This is a genomic window from uncultured Bacteroides sp. (assembly GCF_910578895.1).
Lineage (GTDB): Bacteria > Bacteroidota > Bacteroidia > Bacteroidales > Bacteroidaceae > Bacteroides.
The window spans coordinates 86430-107545 of the sequence record NZ_CAJTSC010000003.1; the positions used below are offsets into that span (position 1 = coordinate 86430).

Below are 21116 nucleotides of genomic sequence, written 5' to 3' on the forward strand. Positions count from 1 at the left end.
TGGGAACATGTTCCCTGCATGTTGGGAACGTATTCCCAATAAGGAGGGAACGCGTTCCCAACAAGCTGGGAATAAAGTTCCACCTTGCGTGGATTGAGTGGCACTCGTATGTCGCTGGCAATGAGCGCCTGACGGGGATTGTCCGCCTGCTCTTATCCGTTGTTTTTCACTTGCCTGTTTCAGTTTTTCACTTACCTGTTTTTGTTTTTCACTTGCTTGTTTCTGCTTTTTCAACAGCCTGTTTCCGTTTGTCCGCTTCCGCCTGTCTGTCTGCGTGGTCTCCGCAGTCGTATCCTCCGGTATGGCTGTCGGCTTTTAACTCCTATCCCGAAGGGAGTGATACCCCCCCTCGAACTCCTGTGAATGAAAAAGCGGCAGGTGGAAAAAGGGGAGTGGCGTGCAAAAACATGGGGGCGGGTATGTCGAAATTCCGACACCCGCCCCCTGTCAATGGAACATTATCTGCTTTTACATCGCATTATTCTCCCGCAACAAACTCTTTATACTCCGTATAGAAGGGGTCTACCGTGGTCTCTTCCGGCAGAAACATGCTGCGATAGCGCACCTTGCTGCCCGCTTGCACGCCGAGGGTGCAAGCCGTTTCGGCAGGCTTCAGCATGTAGACGGCTTTCTCGCCGTTTTCCGTGACATACTCGATTTCGGTGTATTGTATCTGTGTGGAGCCGGTGCTGAGCCAGGCAAGCTTCAGTTGCCCGTCCTCGTAGGTTGCGTTTGTAAGGATGCGGTTCTGGATGGACTCCTGATAGTCGTTGCCGTATGCGCTGCCCAATGCCTCCATGGTGAGCGACTTGTACTTCATGTTCGCATCGTAGATGATGAACTTGAAAGTGGTGGCTATGCCTTCGTTCACGTCGGGTATCTCTATGGAGACCGGGTCGGAGCGCAGCGGGCGTTCCGGTTCGCGCACCAGGGGGATGCACACGGAGTCCGTGTCTCCGTTGTACTTCACAACCAGGTTCTTTGCCTTTACGTCCGAAAACCATACATCCGCCAGGACGCGGTTCTTGCCGGAGAATAAATGTACGGAGTCGGGCTTGCCCAAATAAATCTGTTCGCCCCGCTCCAGATAGGGTTCGTGCAGGTGGTTGATGTCCGTGCACGAGAATAAAACGGCCAATCCTGCCAGTGCTGCCAGTGCCGATATGTGTAATCTGCTTTTCATAATCTATCGTTTTAGTTTTCTACCAAGTTGCCATAAAAAGTTAACTCCGCTATGTGGATGAAGTCTTTCACGCCTCCCCATGTCTCTTCCACCTCTATGCGGATCCATTGCACGGCAGGTGCTTCGATGGGTATCATTACGTCCTCGCCGTTGTTGCCCACTGCCTGGTCGTCGGAGTTGGTTTGTCCTGTGGGAAGTCCGGAGGGTTTCACGGATGTGAATTCCGTCAATAGGATCCATCCGTTACCGGGTTCGGTGACGTCCAGTATTACGCCCCCGCTTGTGGCAGGCACTCCATACACTTTGAAACGTTTGGGATTGCCGTGTGCATAAAGATATTTCCAGTCGTTTCCGCCGGTGCGTTGGTAATACTTGATGCGGCTCAGCTTCACCAGGCGTCCCAGGTTCAGACCGATGTTGCAGGGAAAAACCTGACCGTTCTTTGTGTGGTAATGGTCGTTGTTGGTTCCCCAGCTGTTGTTCCATAACTTGTTGTAGTCGGTGCTGCTGCTGTATCTTCCCGGGTCGCCATATCCCGGCACCACGTATTTCGCGAACCTGTCCGAAGGAATCTTGATTTCGTAGATGGGGTAGAACAACTGGTCTAACACGTCGGTCTGGTTTCCCCAGTGGTCGGTGATGGTGATGGCGAAGCGCCTTCCTTCCGTCTCGGATGTCTCCGTGGAGTAGCCGCGTACAAAGCCGGAACCTTCTACCGACTTGCTGTAGAAGTTCTGCGCGCTTATCATTTCGCCGTATTCATTGGGAGTGGTTACGGAAATGGTGATTTCCTCTTCCGTCTCGTTCTTCCATTTCAGGCTTAAACCGCCGAAGTCGCTCGACACCTGCATCTCCTCGAAGATTTTGTATATGGGGTTGTCCAGCGGCGCAACCTGTACGACTACGGGCTCGGATTCGTTGCCGCTCCTGTCTACGGCGGTCAGCGTGATGTCGTGTTGCGCCGCCTTGCCGAACCCGAGCACTTCCAGCTCGTTGACGTAGGCGGATGCCTTGATTTCCATGTCCTTGCCGTTGCCCAGCTTGTAGGTTGCCTTTACGTAGAGCAGGTCTTCGTCGGCGGGCAGGTCGTATGTGATTACGGAACGGCCTTCTTTGTTGGTTACTTTGTAGTTGCTGATTGTTCCCGGTGCCACGCTGTCCACTGCGAATTGCGCTTTCTCGACATCCGTGCAAGAGACCGCCACCAGTAAAGAGAACAATAAGCTGCCTTGTCTTAATATATGTTTCATGATATCTGTTTTTTTTGATTTGCTTAAGTGTTACTTATAGTATTCGGTTACCATTCCGGACGCTGTTACCATCCCGGGTTCTGTACCAGATTGGGATTGGCAAGGAGGGTCGATTCACGGATGGGGAACAGATAGTCTTTGGAACCGAATTTCGGCTTGAACATGGTCGTCACGTTGTAGTATTCTTCGGCTGTCACCCCTTCCGCGTTCCATCCTCTGACGGGTTCGTTCATGAAAGTCGTCATCAGTTTCCAGCGGCGTTTGTCGTAATACGATTTCCCTTCGAATGCCAGTTCTATCAGGCGCTCTCTGCGGATGATTTCGCGCATGCCTCCTTTGGTCTGGTATTTGCTCTTGTATTGCGGGCGGGCGTAGGTGTCCCAGGTCTCCTTGATGCCTTTCAGCCCGGCGCGCCTGCGTATTTTGTCCACATACTCGATGGAGAGGTCGTCGGAAGCGGAGTTGTCGTTGGGCAGGCATTCGTTGACGGCTTCGGCATAGAGCAGGTAGAGGTCGCCCAGGCGCAGGATGGGGAACGGGAAGCGGTCGTTTTTCCAGGTGCCGCTGCTATTGACGCTGCAATCGATGGAAATGAATTTCTTGTCGAAATACCCCGTTCCCGAGTAGTTTATGATACCGTTCTTGCCGGCATCCTCGCCCGCATAGCTGAATATCTTGTGCTGTTTCATTTCGTCGGAAGTCAGCCCGTCTACGCCGGACAGGTAGAACAATCCGCGGTTGAAGCCCACGTTGGCATAGAAGCGCGGTTCGCGATAGAGGTGCAGCTTGGCGGTGCGGTCGCCCACTACGGCATAGCGGTAGTGGTCTTGCGGGATGGTGGCGATGTCGTAGCGGTGGTCGTAGTCCCACGTCTCGTCTTCATCGATGGGCAAGCCGTTCTTGGTGTAATAGTTCTCTACCGTGCGGAGCGTCGGTCCGTGCTGCGAATTGGCTCCGGCTGTGCGGAAGTAGGTTTGGTTGATGGTTATCAGGATATTGCGTACGATGCCGTTGTTGTCGTTACGGCTGTCTCCCCAAATCAGTTCGTTGTTCCACTTGGCGGTCATCACTTTGTTCAGCGCATTCATCTGGCGGGTCTCGAAGGACATGGCGGAGGGAGCCGCATAGTCGTTGATGGTGTAAAGCGCCCTTTCGCCGGGACCGTTCAGCTCGATGTCGCAGAACTCTATCGCCTCTTTGCAAGCCTGGCGTGCGCGTTCCCACTTCTGAGGGTCGTATGCGGGATTGATTAGCTGTACGCCTCTGTTGTCCTTGAAGTTGGTATAGTCGGCGTTGCCGTTGAACAGCGGGCTGGCGGCGGTCACCAGAATCTTGGCTTTCATGGCGTAGGCTATCGCCCCGTTGATACGTCCGGCATCGGAAATGGGGTTCTCGGTGCGGGGAGGAAGCTGGTCTTTCGCTTCGTCAATCAGCTCTACGATATAGTCTACCACCTCTTCGAACGGTGCGCGGTATACCTGCATTTCGGCTTCCGAAGCGTCGATGGGCAGGTTTTCCTTTATCAGGGGAATGGGTCCGTACAATTCGGCAAGATACCAGTGATAGTAGGCTTTCAGGAACTTTACTTCGGCAGCCCATTGCGTGCGCAGGCCGCTGTCGATGTCTTTCACCAGGTCTAAGTTCTCCAGGAAGATGTTGCAGCAGCGGAGGGCGTCGAACAGTTTCTTTCCGCCGTTGGCTCCGTCCCAGTAATTGTAGTTGGGCGCGGAGATGCTGTTTCCTACGTTGGTGGCATAATATCGGCTTGAGCGCAGTATCTCGTAGGCGTTCCAGATTTCCTCGCCGAGATTGAGCCCCGGGTTGTTGTCGACGTTGACCCAGTTGGGCAGGAAGGAATAGCACGTGTACAGGTATTTTTCCGCTTCTATCTTGTTGCGGAAGGCATATTCGATGGTGGCTACGTTATCGGGCACTACGTCCAGATAATCACATGAATGGAGTGAGGCAGCAGCCAGCATCAGGGCGATTATGTAATTTCTTTTTTTCATGATAGTCTAAATGGTTTTAAAATGCTACTTGGATGCCGATGTTATGGACTCTTTGTATGGGATATCCTAAGCCGTTGCCTGCCATTTCCGGATCCCATAAGTCGAATTTGCTGAATGACAACAGGTTGGTTCCGCTGTAATAGATTCTCAGCCTGGACATGAACATTTTCTTTATGAGTTTCTGTGGGAACGAATATCCTACTTCCACGGACTTCAGGCGCAGGAACGAGCCGTCTTGCATGAACCAGGTGCTGGTGCGGTTGTTGTTGGAGATAACGGTGTTGCTCAAGCGCGGCCATAAGGCATACAGGTTGCGGTTGTTCTCGCTCCAGTGGTTGTCGGCGTATGCCTGTAGCAACTGGTTTTGTCCCAGGCCTGCCAGGTCGGTGTCGTCTATGAACGGGTGTGTCGTTCCCTTCTTGTTGCCTACGTTCAGCCAGAAAGATTCACGTGCAAGGCCTTGGAAGAAGCAGGAGACATCCAATCCTTTGTAGCCTGCCGAAAGTCCGAAGCCATACACTATCTCCGGGCTGGTGGGGAAACCGATGGGCACCTGGTCGGCTTCAGAGATGATGCCGTCGTTGTTGATGTCCTTGTATTTGATGTCGCCTGCCATGTAGTCGCCGAATTGGGTGGGGGAGTTGGCGATGTCTTGCTCGTCGACGAACAGACGCTCTGCCACGTATCCCCATTGTTGGCTGATGGGATGTCCCACTCTCGAACGCCACGGGGTTTTGGAGTAGTCGTTCTCCTCGTATTTGGTCACATTGCTGGTGGCGTAGGTGAAATTGAACCGTCCTTGCATCCAGAGGTCTTTGTTGAAGGAGTAGTTGTAGTCCGCCGACATGTCCAGTCCGGAGCTTTCCGCTTCACCCACGTTGGCGCGTACGCCGGCTTGGAGTCCCATGGTTGAGGGAATGCCGGCACGGTCTTGCAGGATGTTGGAGCGTTTCTCGCGGAAGTAATCTATCTGCACGTCTACTGCATTCAGCAGATTGAACTCGGCTCCTACATTCAGCTTCTTGGCAATCTCCCATGTGATGTAAGGGTTGGCATAGCGTTTGATGGAGATACCGTTTTTCGAAGTGTTGTACTCCGAACCGAATGTATATCCATAGTCTTTATTGTCCATATTCACTTCAGACAGGTAGAAGAAGCGGTCTTCGTCGCTGCCGATGGCATCGTTGCCCACCAGACCGTAGGTGGCTTTCCACTTCAGGTTGGGGATTACTTTGGTAATCCATCCTTTGTAGAATTTCTCATTGGACATGATATAGCCTAAACCTACGGATGGGAAGAAGCCGAAACGTTCGTTGTCGGCAAAACGTTCGGAACCGTTGTAGCCGAAGTTGGCTTCCAGAAAGTAACGGCTGTCGTAGGAGTAAGTGAAACGTCCGGAAAGACCCATGTTGCGATAGGGCAGTGAGAGTTGCAGGGATGAGGCGTTCGCATTCAGCCTGTTTTGCAGTGTGAAAATCAACATACCGCTTACGGCATGCTTCTCGTTGAAGGTGCGGTCGTAGTTCACGGCTGCTTCCATGTACGTATTGGTCGAAATGTTTTTGTCGCCCTCGTCATATCCTAAATACTCGGTTCCGCCGTCGGGGTTCAGTTCGGCAAGGACGTACGAATCGTCCAGCGGATTGTAGTTTCCTGCCATATAGTAGAAAGGATTGTAAAAGCGCGACACGTCAAAGGAAGAGTCACGGGTGGTACTGAACAGCGCTCTGGCTTTCAATCCTTTGGTGATGAACTTCAAATCCTGGTTTACTTCGAATTGCGCCAGGATTTTGGAAGCGCTCTTGTCCTTGTATCCTTTTACCATGTCGGCGTATGGGTTGATGTAGAGTGTGGTGCCTTCCGCATAGGAATTACCGAACATGATATGCTGGATATGCTCCGTGCCTCTGGTCTGCGGATAGTAGGCAGGAAACTCTACCGGGGAGGTCTGCATGATTTTATTATACAAGGTGGTACCTCCGTCAATGGGACCGGTCTGGTCTTCGATGGTGGTGTAGAGGCGCACTACCATCTTGGTGGTTTTGGTCACATTGATATTCACATTCGAACGGATGGAATAGCGCTTCACGTTGATGTTGTTGTTGAAGTTGTTTCTTTTGTCCACCTTCATCAAGCCGTGGTCCTGGTTAAAGGTGGCGGCAACATAATAACGTGCCACCGTTCCGCCGCCGCTCAGGTTCAGGTTGTAGCGTTGGTTGGCAACGGCGTCTTTCATCATCAGGCTATACCAGTCCGTTGCCGGATACATGTAAGGATTGGTTCCGGCGATGGTATTGGCTATCTTTTCCTGAGAATAGGGAACACCGCCCAGCGGATTACGCGTGCGGAAAGCCTCGTTGCGGAGTTCCATGTAGGTGACAGGGTCTGCCAATTCCACTTTTCTTGTCGGGGATGAGATGGAGTTCTCGATGCGGAACTCTACCTTCGCCCTTCCTTCCTTTCCTTCTTTGGTTGTTACCAAGATGACGCCGTTTGCTCCGCGGGCGCCATATAGGGCTGTGGCAGTGGCATCTTTCATGATGGAAAAACTTGCGATATCATCGGGTTGTAAACGAGACAAATCGGAAGAAGTGATTTCCAAACCGTCCATTAATATAAGTGGGCTTTTGGCATAACCGAAAGTTGTGACACCGCGGACAAAGAAGTCGGCATTATCCATGCCGGGTTCACCGCTACGTTGATAAGAAATCAAACCTGCCACACGTCCGGCTAAAGCTGTGGTAAGATTGGAAGTAGGAGCTTTCAGTTCTGCGGGTTTCACGGCTGTTACGGAAGCGAGCACGCTCTCCTTCTTTTGTTTGGCAAATGCAACGACTGTTACTTCTTCCAATTCGTCCGTCTTTTCCTTGAGACGTACAACTTTGTCACGGCGTATTACGCTTACGGGAACAACCTTTGTTTCCATTCCTAAATAAGAAATCTCTAAAGAGGCATTGGACCCTACTTCTATGGAGAAATTTCCGTCGATGTCGGTAGTAACTCCCTGCGGAGTGCCTTGGATGACAACGGCAGCGCCCGGTAACGGCTCTCCTACAGAATCAATGACTCTTCCCGTAATTTTTATTTTCTGTTGTGTTGCCGCGTGGTTAACTGTAACTTCCCGAACTTCCTGTACGCCTGTACCGGGGAAGCTGTTGGCTAATAGCGGAGATGATGCAATGGACAAAATCGTTACCACCGCTCCTCGGCATAATTGCCGGTTTACGTGCTGGCGCAACGAAAATGATGTGTCGTTTTTCATGCTCTTTTAAGATAAATAGTTAAACAATAGTAGTCGTGATATTTTTCGAAAAATAACCTGGCTGTAAAATTATTAACTGACAACAAGGAGAGTTTTAAATTTCGTATCAAATCCTTGTAAAAAAAGCCAATATGTTAAAAAGCACTTATTGTACGTGTCTGTTGGTGCTGATAAAAAAAGGGGATGATTAAACACTTAACATTAGAGCCTGTTTAAACTTTGTCCGGCGTTAGCTTCGTTCAAAACATCTTTTGTTTTTCGATTTCGGTATAGTCTTTGGAGAGTTCTTTAGGAGGATGTTCTTTTGTTTTTGCGAGGAACATGGATTGTGTGACGAATAAAAAGCGAAGAATCTATTCTCCTATTTATAAAAAGAGAACAGATTCTTCGCTTCGTTCTGAATGGCAAAATGACGCAATTATCGGAACATTTGAAATTCTCTTAATTGCTATTTTTGTAATTCCAATTTAGGACCTTCTTTAGTATCTTTGATAGTAATGCCAACCTCGGCCAATTTGTTTCTGATAAAGTCTGCCGTATCCCAGTCTTTATTAGCTTTAGCTTTTCCTCGAAGTTCTAACAAGATGTTTGTTGCCTGTTGGTATATAGATTCATCGGCAGTATTTCCATTTGTTGAGGATTCGTCTTCTTTCAATCCTAAAATATCAAATAAAAACAAGTGGAATACGTTTTGCAATTCTTGTATATCATTGGGTGCAATGTGTGCTTTTTCCACATATACCGAATTAATAAAACGTGCCGCTTCAGAAAGGTGGGCAATGACGATAGGAGAGTTTAAGTCATCATTCATTGCGTCATAACATTTTTGTTTCAACTCCTGTACGTTAAAGTCGGATTGTTTATCCCATGGAGTTAATTTAGGAATCAGATTGTATGCTTGTAGCAGCCTGTTCAACCCTTTTTCCGCTGCCTGCAACGCCTCGTTGCTGAAGTCCACCGTACTGCGGTAGTGTGCCTGAAGGATAAAGAAACGGATAGTCATCGGGCTGTATGCCTGTGCCAGTGTCTTGTTGGAACCGGTGAAGAATTCATCCAGCGTGATGAAGTTGCCGAGACTTTTTCCCATCTTCTGCCCGTTGATGGTTATCATGTTGTTGTGCATCCAATAATGCACCATGTCATCGCCCTGCGATGCCACGGATTGTGCTATCTCACATTCGTGGTGCGGGAAGACAAGGTCCATGCCGCCGCCGTGGATATCGAAATGCTTGCCCAGGTATTTCTTGCCCATTGCCGTACATTCGGCATGCCAGCCGGGGAACCCGTCGCTCCACGGGCTGGGCCAGCGCATGATGTGCTCCGGTTGGGCGCGCTTCCACAAAGCGAAGTCGGCAGGATTATGTTTCTCCTCCTGGCCGTCCAGTTCGCGGGTGGTGTTCAGCACATCGTCCAGGTTGCGTCCCGACAGTTTGCCGTAACGGTGGTCCTTGTTGTATTTGGCTACATCGAAGTAGATGGAACCTTCGCTCTCGTAAGCGTAGCCGTTCTCCAATATCTCTTTTACGAGTTCTATCTGTTCGATGATGTGTCCCGACGCATGCGGTTCGATGCTTGGTGGGAGCACGTTCAGCGCTTCCATCGCCTTGTGGTAGCGGTTGACGTAATATTGCGCCACTTCCATAGGCTCCAATTGCTCCAGGCGGGCTTTCTTGGCGATTTTGTCCTCGCCATCGTCTGCGTCGTGCTCCAAGTGTCCCACATCGGTGATGTTGCGCACGTAGCGCACCTTATAGCCGATGTGTGTAAGATAGCGGAAAAGCAAGTCGAAAGTGATGGCAGGGCGTGCATGTCCCAGGTGGGCATCGCCGTAAACGGTCGGTCCGCAAACGTACATACCTACATGAGGGGCATGCAGGGGCACGAATAACTCCTTTTTTCTATTTAAAGTGTTGTAAATGGTCAGTTGTTGTTCCATAACGTTTGATAATTAGTTCTTCTTGGAGAGCAAAGGTATAACAAATATTTGAAAATTAGGAGTGTCTGTTCTAAAAAGCATGCGGGAAGTAGTGTTCTACGGCTACCGCTACCCCGTCTTCATCGTTGGTTGGGGCGATGTAGTCTGCCGCAGCTTTCACGGTTACTTGCGCATTGCCCATCGCAATGCCCAACCCGGCGTATTCTATCATGCTGAGGTCGTTGTAGCCGTCTCCCATAGCTACCATTTCCTCGCGGGCAATGCCCGATTTCTCCAACAATACGGCGAGGGAGCGTGCCTTGTCGATGCCCAAAGGTACGAGCTCCAGAAAATAAGGTTCCGAACGGTATACGCTGATCCGGTTTTGCAGGCGCAGGCTCAGTTCGGCTTCCGTCTGCACAAGCTGTTCCGGTTCGCCTACGATGAGACATTTGGGCAGGGGGAGAGGTGCGTCTTGCAGAAAGTTGTCTGTGCGACGTATCTGCATCTTGTTGAGGAATGCTTCTTTCACTACATACGGGTCATCGGGATGTTCGGTGAGGATGAATTCGTTGTCGTAGGTGAGGATTGCCTGCTTGTGGTCGGCGGCGGCTTGGTAGAGCACGGGCAGCACATCATCGGGCAGCAGGTTCTTGTACAGCAGTTCTCCGGTACTCCAGTCGATGATTTCCCCACCGTTGTAGGAGAGGATATAGCCGTTGTGTTCTTTCATTTGCAGTTGTTCCGCCAAAGGAGCGATGCCGTAGGTGGGGCGTCCCGAGGCAAGCACTAAACGTATGCCGCTTTGTTGCAGGCGTAGCAGGGTACGGAGATTACGCGGTGAGATTTCTTTCTTCGAGTTGGTCAGGGTGCCGTCCAGGTCGAGGACGAGCAGGCGATAGTCTTGGCTCATTGTTGATTGTTTTTTAGAAAGTGGCAAAGATAGGGTTTTCTCGGAACGAAATACTATTTTTGCAACATGAATCCGAAAGAACGTGTATTGTTGGGGATGAGCGGCGGCACGGATAGTTCCGTGGCGGCGATGAAGTTGCAGGAAGCCGGGTATGAGGTGACCGGCGTGACTTTCCGTTTCTATGAGACGGATGGCGGCACGGAATACCTGCAGGATGCGCGGACGCTTGCCGGGTGGTTGGGCATCGAGCACATCGCGTACGATGCGCGGGAACTTTTTCGTGAACGCATCGTCCGCTACTTCGTGGACGAATATCTGGCGGGACGCACCCCCGTTCCCTGTACCCTTTGTAACAACGAGTTGAAGTGGCGGCTCTTGTCGGAAATAGCCGATGAAAAGGGGATTTATTGGATTTCTACGGGGCATTATGTGCGTAAAACCCTGTCTGCCGGCAATTACTACATCGCTCCGGCGATGGACCGGGACAAGGATCAGACTTTCTTTCTGTGGGGTTTGAAGCAGGATATCTTGCAACGGATGCTACTCCCGATGGGAGACATGACGAAAGAGGATGCGCGCGCCTATGCCGCCGGACGCGGATTTACGCGTGTCGCCACCAAGAAGGATAGTATCGGGGTATGCTTCTGCCCGCTGGACTACCGCTCTTTCCTGAAGCGCGAGGTGCCGGCAGAGCAGCTGCCGGGTAGAGGGCGTTTCCTTGATGAAAAGGGCGAAATGCTGGGATGGCACGAAGGGTATCCTTTCTATACGATAGGCCAGCGGCGCGGGCTGGGCATTCAGCTGAACCGTGCTGTGTTTGTGAAAGAAATCAGGATGGAGAGGAACGAGGTGGTGCTTGCACCGCTTGTTTCCTTATATAAGGATGAAATGTTGCTGAAAGAGTGGAACCTGATTGACGAGCGCCGGGTGCTGGACGCGGAAGCGGTCATTGTGAAGATACGCTACCGCAAGCAGGCGAACCGTTGCAAGGTAGCTTTAACGGAGAACGGACGGCTGCGCGTGTCGTTGTTGGAGCCGTTGGAGTCCATTGCTCCGGGGCAAGCCGCTGCCTTTTATGATGAGGGCGGCTTGCTGTTGGGCGGTGGCATTATTGTGTGAGAAAACTTTAAGGGGGAGATCTTCTTAATTATCACGCTTCACATTCAGCTTCAGCATTTCTTCGATATACTCCCGGGTATTGCTGAGACGCGGTATCTTATGTTGTCCGCCAAGTTTGCCTTTGCTGTCCAGCCAGTCGTGAAACACGTCCTTACGGGCAACGATTATCTCTAACGGCTGCAGGGCGAGGTTGTTCTGGCGTTTGGCTTCGTAGTCGGAGTTTACTTCCTTGAGCGTATCGTCCAGTATCCGGGCGAATTTCTCTATGCTGTCCGGCATACGGACAAACTCAATCAGCCATTGATGGCGGCATTTGGCATGTTCGTCCATAAAGACAGGGGCGGCGGAATAGTCTGCAATCTGCGCTCCGGTTGCGGCACATGCTTTAGCCAAGCCTTTCTCCGCATTGTCCACGATAAGTTCCTCACCGAAGGCGTTGATGAAATGTTTCGTGCGTCCGGTGATGACAAACTTGTAGGGATGGTTGTTGGTGAACTTCACGGTGTCTCCAATCATATAGCGCCACAGTCCGGCGGAGGTGGAGATAACCATTGCATAGTTCTTGCCCAGTTCTACCTCTTCCAGGCAACAGATGCGCGGGTTTTCCTTGCCTACATCTTCCAAAGGAATGAATTCATAGAAAATGCCGTAGTCTATCATCAGCAGCATCGACGGGTCATTAGGGTCGTTCTGCGTACCGAAATAGCCTTCGGATGCGTTATACGTCTCTATATAGTGCATTTTGGAACTCTTGATGACTTGCTTGTATTGCTCGCGGTAGGGAGTGAAAGCCACTCCGCCGTGGAAGAACACTTCCAGGTTGGGCCATACCTCTTCCAACGACTGCTTACCGGTCTTCTCGAGTATATGCTTGATAAGTACCAACATCCAGGAAGGTACACCCGAGAGGTTGGTGACGTTGGTACGGAGCGTACTGTTGGCGATAGCTTCCATTTTGGATTCGAAATCGCTCATCAGGGCAATCTCCTTGCTTGGCACGCGGATGTGGTTCACCAACGGATGCACGTTTTGTATCAGGATGGCGGACAGGTCGCCCACCAGGCTACGGTTGGAGTTCAGGTTGGGGCTGTGGCTGCCGCCGAGAATCAGTCCTTTGCCAGAAAAGAAACAGCTTTCGGGGTTCATCCCCAAGTAGATGGCGACGGCATCTTTTCCGCCTTGATAATGGGTGTCTTGCAGCGAATTTTTGCTGACCGGCAAGAACTTGCTTTTATCGTTGGTGGTTCCCGAAGACTTGGCAAACCAGCGTATCTCCGAGGGCCATAGCAAGTTCTGCTCGCCGGCACGCAAACGTGCCACATAGGGTTTTATTTCTTCGTAAGTCTGTATGGGAAGCCGTTTCTTGAAATCTTCATAAGTACGAATGGAGGCATAATCGTATTTCTTTCCCCACTCCGTGTTGGCGGCCATGCGTACCAGACGTCTCAGCACACCTGCCTGCAGTTCGCCTGCATGGTCGGTATATTGCTCAATCTCTTTTAAGCGGGGGGTGAAGTATACTTTATTCAGGAATTTTGTAATATTCATCGTTCTTATTGAAATCTGTTTAAGTGCGCAAAAATAATCTTATTTATTGGCATCTTTATCTTTTTTCTCTTTTTTTTCTATCTTTACGTCCGTATTCAGTTGACAAGTTAATAAGTTGACCGGTGGGAGAATGTGTCCTCTTCCTTGTCTTTTTTATTTCCTTGTTCCCTAAAATGATAGTTATGAGAATCGGTATTTTGACTTCAGGCGGAGATTGCCCCGGCATTAACGCGACTATTCGCGGCGTTTGTAAAACAGCAATCAATCACTACGGAATGGAGGTGATAGGTATCCATAGCGGTTTTCAAGGATTATTGACAAAAGATGTGGAGTCGTTTACGGATAAGTCTCTGTCGGGATTATTGAATTTAGGCGGCACCATGCTGGGCACCTCTCGTGAAAAACCGTTCAAGAAGAACGGGGTAGTGTCCGATGTAAACAAACCTGCCCTGATAGAGAAGAATGTAAAGGAGTTGGGACTGGACTGCATTGTCTGTATCGGCGGCAACGGCACACAAAAAACGGCCGCCAAACTGGCTGCCATGGGGCTGAATATCGTTTCCGTGCCTAAGACCATTGATAATGACATTTGGGGGACCGACTTCTCGTTCGGCTTTGACTCAGCCGTCAGCATTGCTACGGATGCCATAGACAGGCTGCACTCCACAGCCAGTTCGCACAAGCGGGTGATGGTGATAGAAGTAATGGGGCATAAGGCAGGTTGGATTGCGTTGTACTCCGGTATGGCGGGTGGTGGCGATGTGATTTTAATTCCTGAACTTCCTTATGATATCCGTAATATCGGCGATACGATTTTGAACCGCCTGAAAAAAGGAAAGCCTTATTCCATCGTGGTGGTGGCAGAGGGAATACGGACGGACGGCAGGAAACGTGCTGCCGAATATATCGCACAGGAGATTGAATACGAAACGGGTATCGAAACGCGTGAGACCGTTTTAGGGTATATCCAGCGTGGCGGTTCGCCTACGCCTTTCGACCGTAATCTGTCCACCCGTATGGGCGGTCATGCCACGGAGTTGATTGCCGGAGGGCAGTTTGGTCGTATGGTGACACTGAAAGGGAATGAAATATCTTCCGCGCCTCTGGAAGAGATAGCGGGAAAACTCAAATTAGTGACCGAGGACCATGATTTAGTCGTTCAGGGCAAGCGTATGGGAATTTGTTTCGGATGAGTCTTCTATATTTGAGACACTATTATTCTGTCATGCTGCGTCTGAATGCAGCATGACAGATAAAGGATGTTTGTTTTTTAGGGGATGTGGTATGTCATCGGTGTTTTCTCAGAAGATAGATGTCAAGTCCTAAACAGAATACCGTAAGTAATCCCCATATAATGAATATTGTAAGAATTACATTGCCTGCTTTCTCTTTGGAAACGTACCATAAAGCAATTACAAGCAGCAGGCTGATGATATCAGAGATAATACCTCGTGTGGTTCCAAAAGAAAGGAGAGTCCTTTTTTTCATTATTCCATTTTGTTTTTCCATAATCTAAAACTATTTTTTGCAACTGACAATCCTATTAGAAGACAATTCTTGTCTTCAATACTTATATTTGTTGATTCTTTAATGACGTTGCTGTATCTATTTAAAACAATCTCAAGTGTTGCCTCATCTGAGATTTCTCCTTGATATAATACATCCATAAGTAGCCTTAGGATGTTTCCTGTTTCAACAGAAATGTTTTGTTGTTCAATCATACAGTTTAATGTTTTCTCGTAATTATGGTTCTGATAATAATCTATCAGGTTATTGTTGACTGTATGGTTTAGGTTTTTAATATCTCTGTCGGAAAATATAGGAATATTATAAGAATTGTCATTGTATGTAGGTAAGATAGGATCTATGGGAGTAGACAAATCGGGAGTACTTTTTGTTATCGGTTGCTCTTCGATATCTAAGGCTATATTTACAATTGAATCATGCAGTTCTGCTATTAAGTCGCACGTGTGTTCTTCTAAAATTATAGTTGAGACATCCAAAAGCTTGCATTTTGATTTAAATGTATTAATGTGTTTCCCAATTCTTATTGGCTGTTTCAATAATGAATTTATGTGCTTGTTGTATTCTTCTTCCGTTATCACTGTAGAACATCCTTTATATGCTCCGTACGAAGCTCCACCGGCTATAAGTCCTGTTGAGGCTAATACGGCGATACCTGTTGCAGGTCCTGCTGTTCCACCGGTAGCAGCAGTTATGTATGCGGCAACTCCGATTGAAGCTTTAAAACCGGCACATGCTCCTAACATATCAGCACTGAATACTGAAGTAAGCGTTCCAAACCATCCTCGGGTTCTGGGTTGTTGTATAATTGAATCATTGAATATACGTAAGGTTTCCAATTCTTTATTAATAGACAATTGATTCTTAACGTCATTAATACAATTTTCTTGTTGTTCATCTTGATAACAACTTGTTGTTAAAAAGATAATGCTTAATATTGCTATACATGTATTTTTCATAAGGCATTGATGTTTTACAAAGTTATCAATAAATTTGGATTGTTCTCTTCATTTAGTATAATAAGTTGCCCTGTAAAGTGATATTCATCGTTTATAAGTTCAATTGTATATACACCATTAACATCGGGTAAGGTAAGGATATATGGAATATTGGCTGAAATGGTGGTTGTCTCAGCATGAATAGTATCGCCTTGCTCGTCGTAGATAAGAATAGTAAGATTAGGTAACGACATTTCTTGATAAATAAGAAGTCTGTTATGCTCATGATTGATTACAGGAGAAATGACCGGAACAGAATAATGTTTCTCCTTGGAATTTTCTTTGTTTTTTAGTTTGATAGGGGTGTCAGCCCAACTAACCAAACAAAGTGATAAACTAATGCAGGTTAATAATAAATGTTTCATTGGTATGTGTTTTTAAAGTTTTGATGTAAAAAAAGCACAAATAGCTCTATTATAAATATTTTTCAGTGTTCATTTTGTGTGCATTTTATTTTTTAGTGTGCAAAAGTGTGCATTGTGGTTTAGAATATATGCCAGGGCATTCTTGTTGTATTTTATTTTTAGTTACTTTTACAAACATGAAAAACGTAATTTGCTTATTATTATTTTGTCTCTTGCTTGGTTTTTATTCGTGTAGGAGAAGTTCTTACCCACAATCTTTGTTTGGGGTGGATAGTCTGATATCTGCCAATCCTGACAGCGCAGTTTCTTTATTGAAATCGATAGAGAACGAAATGGTTTCTCAATCGGAGGAAGTATGGATGTATTATCAGTTGCTTTGTATAAAAGCGGCTGATAAAGCTTACATTTCGCTTGTTTCGGACAGTTTAATATTTAAAGTATTGCATTATTATTTAGAAAAGAAAGATAACCACTATCTTCCCGAAGCCTATTTTTATGCAGGGAGGGTTTGTAAAGAACAGGGAGACGCACCACAGGCTTTAAGCTATTTTTATAAGGCTTTGGACACTTTGAAAGAGGCTCCTTTGTCAAGTTTTAATGGTTTGATATGTAGTCAAATTGGTTATATATGTTCTTATCAGTGTGTTTATGATGAGGCGATAAGCATGTTTCGCCAAGCATATCAAGTTAGTTTTTTGAATGAGGATAGCGTGAGCATGGTATATGATTTAAGGGACATTGCTTCGGTGTATAAAAATATAAATATGCCTGATAGTGCGTTGATATATTACCAAAAAGCTTATGATATGGCCTATGCTTTGCGAAACCAAAGCATGCTGTATATGATAAAAGGACAATTGGCAAGCCTTTATAAACAAATCAAGAAATATGACTTGGCAAAAAACAATTTGCAAGAAGCTTTAAACTACGCAGATAAAGCGGACGAAAGTGCTATATATTCCATCGCTTCCGATTTATACCGCCAAACCGGTAATAAAGACTCTGCAATCTATTATTATAATGAAATCTTAGATTGTGGAACCATCTATGCTAAGGCCGATGCATACTGGCATCTTGCAAAGTATACATTGGAAGAAAACAGACCATGGATGGCTATGGAATATTTGGAGCACTATATAGAAAGCATTGATTCGGTATGGGCACTGACTGATGCCGAGACTGTGCGCAAGATGCAGTCTTTATACAATTATACGTTGAGGGAAAATGAAAATAATCAGTTGAAAGTTGAAAATGCCCGTAAAAGAATCTATTTGACAGGTTCTATGCTGATTATCCTGTTTATTGTATTTTGTTTTTTCTTTTACTATATGTACAGCAAGACCAAACAGTTGAAACTTAGGATGCAACTTGTTGAACTTAAGCAAATTGAGGAAGAATCGTATCAGAAGAGTAGAAGTTTTGTAGAGGCGAATAAGAAAGAACTGAAGATGTTGGAACAACAGTTCTGGATAATAGGTCAGAATGAAACTTTAATGCAAGCAAAACTTTATTATACAGGTAGAAAAGCGGAACTGGAAATCAAGATGAGGGAAAATAGGTGGAAACAATTGTTAGGTACTGATATTTATCAATATTTTGAACGGCTCTGTAACACCGAAACTTCTTTCCAAATTCTTTCTAAAGAATGGGATAGCCTGCAGGGAGCTGTCAATGAAGCCTACCCGGGATTTACTGGAACATTACTTCGTATTCACAAACTCAGTAAACATGAGTTGCGGGTCTGTCTGCTTATTAAAATCGGTATTCTGCCGAAAGATATAGCTAAACTGACTAATCATTCTAAAGAGTCCATAACTTCTGTCAGACGGCGGTTGTATGAAAAGTTCTTCGGTAAGAAAGGAACTCCTTTGCAGTGGGATGAGTTTATCAGGGCTTTGTAGTAGCTACAGCAATGTCTTGGTTGCTTTCTAACGGTGATGCGCAGATGCCTGTTTCCGATTCCTTCGTTTCTTCCGTATTGATATAGCTCTGTATCTTGGCTGCTTCAATGGTTTCTTTGAAAGCAACATCACTTTTTATCTTTTTCAACGCCATTTGCGCGGCATTCTGCTGCGACTCTTTCTTGGAATAGCCTGTACCGGTGCCGGCAGAAAGACCTTCTATGCGGACTTCCGTGTGGAACATCGGGTTGTAGTCCCGATCGAGAAACTGTTCTATCAACTCAAAAGAAACCTTCATCTTGTTCTTCTGGCTCCATTCGATAAGTTTGGATTTGAAGTTGACTTCCTTGCGCGACATTTTGTCAAGGTCTATATGGTTCTTGAGGATTTTCTGCTCCATAAACTGTTTGCAACGTTCGTAGCCTTGGTCCAAATAGATGGCGCCGATAAACGCTTCGAAAGCATTGCCGTACATATAACTGTTGTGTGAAGAAGAACGGGTAGAGTATTTGACCAACTTGTCCAATCCTATCTCCACGGCAAGTTTGTTCAAGGTTTCCCGCTGTACGATTTTGGAACGGGTATTGGTAAGGAAGCCCTCACGGCGACCTTCAAAATGCTTGTATACAATATCTCCCACAATAGCATCCAGGATGGCATCACCCAAAAATTCCAACCGTTCGTTGTTCAACGGACGTCCTTTTTCGGAACGGACCAAAGTGGATTTGTGCAGTAAAGCCTGCTGGTAGAACCGGATATCACGGGGGAAGAAACCGAGTATCTTGTAAAAACAAAAATAAGACTCTCTGTCCTTATGGAATAAGAGCCTTATTTTATCTATTTGGTTACGTAACACGACCGTATTATTCTGCGTATTTCTTGAAAATAACACATGCGTTATGACCGCCGAATCCAAAAGTATTGGACAAGGCTACGTTCACTTCGCGCTTTTGCGCTTTGTTGAACGTGAAATTCAGGTCATAGTCGATGTTTTCGTCATTATCACCCTCTTCGTGGTTGATGGTCGGAGGGACAATGCCATTCTTGATGGCGAGGATGCTCGCAATGGATTCTACCGCACCGGCAGCACCCAATAAGTGTCCGGTCATGGATTTTGTCGAACTGATGTTCAACTCATACGCATGTTGTCCGAATACCTCTTTAATGGCTTTTGCTTCCGAAATATCACCTACGGGAGTAGATGTACCGTGAACATTGATATAATCTACTTCTTCGGGTTTCATTTCAGCATCTTCCAGCGCATTCAGCATCACCAACTTGGCTCCCAAGCCTTCGGGATGAGAGGCTGTCAGGTGATGAGCATCGGCAGACATGCCTACACCGGCAACTTCCGCATAGATTTTGGCACCGCGTGCCTTGGCATGTTCCAGTTCTTCGAGAACGAGACAGCCACCGCCTTCACCCATGATGAATCCGTCGCGGCTTGCGCTAAACGGGCGGGATGCGGTTTCGGGAGAATCGTTGCGGGTTGACAATGCATGCATGGCATTGAAACCGCCTACACCGCAAGCGGCGATGGCAGCTTCCGAACCACCTGTGACGATAGCATTTGCCTTACCCAGACGGATGAGGTTGAATGCATCGGCAATGGCATTTGTGGAAGTGGCGCATGCAGAACAAGTCGCGTAGTTAGGACCATGGAAACCGTACATGATGGAAATTTGTCCGGCGGCAATGTCCGAAATCATCTTGGGGATGAAGAACGGATTGAACTTAGGACCCATTTCCTTGCCGTTCAAGGCATAGTTGCCTGCTTCTTCTTCGAATGTACGGATGCCACCGATACCGGCACCGAAAATAACACCGATTCTGTTTAAATCCTCATTTTCAACGTCAAGCCCAGAGTCGCCTACCGCTTCTTTGGCTACTGCAATGGCATATTGTGTGTACAAGTCCATCTTGCGCGCCTCTTTGCGGTCCATATATTTGGTAGCATCGAAGCCTTTTACTTCACATGCAAACTGAGTCTTGAAAAGCGATGCGTCGAAATGAGTAATAGGTCCTGCTCCACTAACCCCATTCACAAGGCTTTCCCAAAATTCGGGAACGCTGTTGCCAATGGGAGTAATGGCGCCAAGACCTGTTACTACAACTCTTTTTAATTCCATACTAAGAAATGAATGGATTAAGATTACTTAGCGTGTTCTTCGATGTAAGATACAGCATCACCTACAGTACCGATCTTCTCAGCTTGGTCATCAGGAATAGAGATGCCGAATTCTTTTTCGAATTCCATGATAAGTTCTACAGTGTCAAGAGAATCTGCTCCCAAATCGTTAGTGAAGCTAGCTTCGTTAGTAACTTCTGATTCTTCAACGCCTAATTTGTCGACGATAATCGCTTTCACTCTTGATGCAATTTCAGACATAACTTTAAGTTTTTAATTAATAATTAGTTTTATTTCTTTAAATTTGCGGTGCAAAGGAATGAATATTTATCGTTCCTCGCAAATATTTGATGAATTAAATGCACCTTTTTGCACATTTTTCACGGTTTTGTGCATAAATCAGAGACCCTATGAGTGAAAATATTGCTATTTTTGCTTCCGGTAACGGGACAAATGCGGAAAATATCATCCGGCATTTCCGGAATAGTGCTTTGGCTGATGTGACGTTGGTCCTGACTGACAGGGAGAATGCCTTTGTATTGGAACGTGTACGTAGTCTGAATGTTCCGTTTGCCTGTATAAACAAGGCTGAATGGACGGACGGGACGGTTGTGTTGTCTTTGTTGCAGGATAGGAGAATTGGTTTTATTGTCCTTGCGGGTTTTCTTGCGCATGTGCCCGATTGTATCTTGCATGCTTATCCCAATAAAATTATAAATATTCATCCTTCCTTGTTGCCCAAATTCGGTGGCAGGGGAATGTATGGCAATCGCGTGCACGAGGCTGTGGTGGCTTCTGGCGAAACAGAAACCGGCATTACCATACATTATCTGAACGAGCGTTTCGATGAAGGGGAAATCATAGTACAGCACAAATGTCCTGTTCTGCCACAGGATACGGCAGATGATGTGGCAAAGAAAGTACATGCGCTGGAGTATGAATATTATCCGAAGACCATCGAAAGTTTGTTGGCGGAAGTTCGCTGACAGTTTCTTTGGATG

The 21116-nt window shown here is 47.1% G+C and carries 16 protein-coding genes; 4 read left to right on the plus strand and 12 right to left on the minus strand.

Annotated features, from left to right (window positions below):
- Window positions 1-478 precede the first annotated feature (478 nt).
- The 6 genes from QZ327_RS01695 to QZ327_RS01720 all read right to left on the minus strand — a co-directional run bounded on the left by QZ327_RS01695 (window position 479) and on the right by QZ327_RS01720 (window position 10532).
- The gene (locus QZ327_RS01695) at window positions 479-1183 is read right to left on the minus strand and encodes a DUF4998 domain-containing protein (RefSeq protein WP_294616593.1); all 705 of its coding nucleotides are present in this window, start codon (window positions 1181-1183) and stop codon (window positions 479-481) included.
- An 11-nt stretch (window positions 1184-1194) separates the two neighbouring features.
- The gene (locus QZ327_RS01700; RefSeq protein ID WP_294616594.1) at window positions 1195-2433 is read right to left on the minus strand and encodes a DUF5000 domain-containing lipoprotein; all 1239 of its coding nucleotides are present in this window, start codon (window positions 2431-2433) and stop codon (window positions 1195-1197) included.
- Between the two features lie 65 nt (window positions 2434-2498).
- Window positions 2499-4442, minus strand: a complete 1944-nt coding sequence (locus QZ327_RS01705) for a RagB/SusD family nutrient uptake outer membrane protein (RefSeq protein WP_294616595.1) — start codon at window positions 4440-4442, stop codon at window positions 2499-2501.
- A 16-nt stretch (window positions 4443-4458) separates the two neighbouring features.
- The gene (locus QZ327_RS01710; RefSeq protein WP_294616596.1) at window positions 4459-7704 is read right to left on the minus strand and encodes a TonB-dependent receptor; all 3246 of its coding nucleotides are present in this window, start codon (window positions 7702-7704) and stop codon (window positions 4459-4461) included.
- 448 nt (window positions 7705-8152) lie between these two features.
- Entirely contained in the window at window positions 8153-9640 is a 1488-nt protein-coding gene (cysS, locus tag QZ327_RS01715; RefSeq protein WP_294616598.1) for a cysteine--tRNA ligase, read from the minus strand.
- A 70-nt stretch (window positions 9641-9710) separates the two neighbouring features.
- Window positions 9711-10532, minus strand: a complete 822-nt coding sequence (locus tag QZ327_RS01720) for a Cof-type HAD-IIB family hydrolase (RefSeq protein ID WP_294616599.1) — start codon at window positions 10530-10532, stop codon at window positions 9711-9713.
- A gap of 66 nt (window positions 10533-10598) precedes the next feature.
- Between QZ327_RS01720 and mnmA the strand changes: the two genes are divergently transcribed.
- Window positions 10599-11651, plus strand: a complete 1053-nt coding sequence (mnmA, locus tag QZ327_RS01725) for a tRNA 2-thiouridine(34) synthase MnmA (protein WP_294616601.1) — start codon at window positions 10599-10601, stop codon at window positions 11649-11651.
- Between the two features lie 24 nt (window positions 11652-11675).
- Here the strand turns inward: mnmA and QZ327_RS01730 are convergent, their stop codons facing one another.
- Entirely contained in the window at window positions 11676-13199 is a 1524-nt protein-coding gene (locus QZ327_RS01730) for a GH3 auxin-responsive promoter family protein (RefSeq protein WP_294616602.1), read from the minus strand.
- A gap of 182 nt (window positions 13200-13381) precedes the next feature.
- Between QZ327_RS01730 and QZ327_RS01735 the strand changes: the two genes are divergently transcribed.
- Window positions 13382-14392: an ATP-dependent 6-phosphofructokinase gene (locus tag QZ327_RS01735; RefSeq protein WP_294616603.1), complete on the plus strand. Its 1011-nt coding sequence runs from the start codon at window positions 13382-13384 to the stop codon at window positions 14390-14392.
- Window positions 14393-14686: 294 nt separating this feature from the next.
- On the opposite strand, the gene QZ327_RS01740 is transcribed toward QZ327_RS01735, so the two are convergent.
- Both QZ327_RS01740 and QZ327_RS01745 read right to left on the minus strand, forming a co-directional pair.
- Window positions 14687-15682, minus strand: coding sequence for a hypothetical protein (locus tag QZ327_RS01740; RefSeq protein WP_294616605.1), 996 nt, complete (start codon window positions 15680-15682; stop codon window positions 14687-14689).
- 14 nt (window positions 15683-15696) lie between these two features.
- A complete protein-coding gene (locus tag QZ327_RS01745) occupies window positions 15697-16086 on the minus strand; it encodes a DUF3244 domain-containing protein (protein WP_294616606.1) in 390 nt (129 codons plus the stop codon).
- Window positions 16087-16262: 176 nt separating this feature from the next.
- Here QZ327_RS01745 and QZ327_RS01750 point away from each other — a divergent pair, with 176 nt between their 5' ends.
- A complete protein-coding gene (locus tag QZ327_RS01750; RefSeq protein ID WP_294616607.1) occupies window positions 16263-17987 on the plus strand; it encodes a tetratricopeptide repeat protein in 1725 nt (574 codons plus the stop codon).
- On the opposite strand, the gene rnc is transcribed toward QZ327_RS01750, so the two are convergent.
- From rnc to QZ327_RS01765, 3 genes are read right to left on the minus strand one after another with little or no spacing between them, the layout of a single operon-like run.
- On the minus strand, window positions 17974-18843 hold the full coding sequence (rnc, locus tag QZ327_RS01755) for a ribonuclease III (protein ID WP_294616608.1): 870 nt from the start codon (window positions 18841-18843) through the stop codon (window positions 17974-17976). The two genes, QZ327_RS01750 and rnc, sit on opposite strands and share 14 nt — an antisense overlap.
- A 7-nt stretch (window positions 18844-18850) precedes the next feature.
- On the minus strand, window positions 18851-20116 hold the full coding sequence (fabF, locus tag QZ327_RS01760; protein WP_294616609.1) for a beta-ketoacyl-ACP synthase II: 1266 nt from the start codon (window positions 20114-20116) through the stop codon (window positions 18851-18853).
- Between the two features lie 23 nt (window positions 20117-20139).
- Window positions 20140-20376, minus strand: a complete 237-nt coding sequence (locus QZ327_RS01765; RefSeq protein WP_004291965.1) for an acyl carrier protein — start codon at window positions 20374-20376, stop codon at window positions 20140-20142.
- A gap of 149 nt (window positions 20377-20525) precedes the next feature.
- Here QZ327_RS01765 and QZ327_RS01770 point away from each other — a divergent pair, with 149 nt between their 5' ends.
- Entirely contained in the window at window positions 20526-21101 is a 576-nt protein-coding gene (locus QZ327_RS01770) for a phosphoribosylglycinamide formyltransferase (protein WP_294616611.1), read from the plus strand.
- The last annotated feature ends 15 nt before the right edge of the window (window positions 21102-21116 follow it).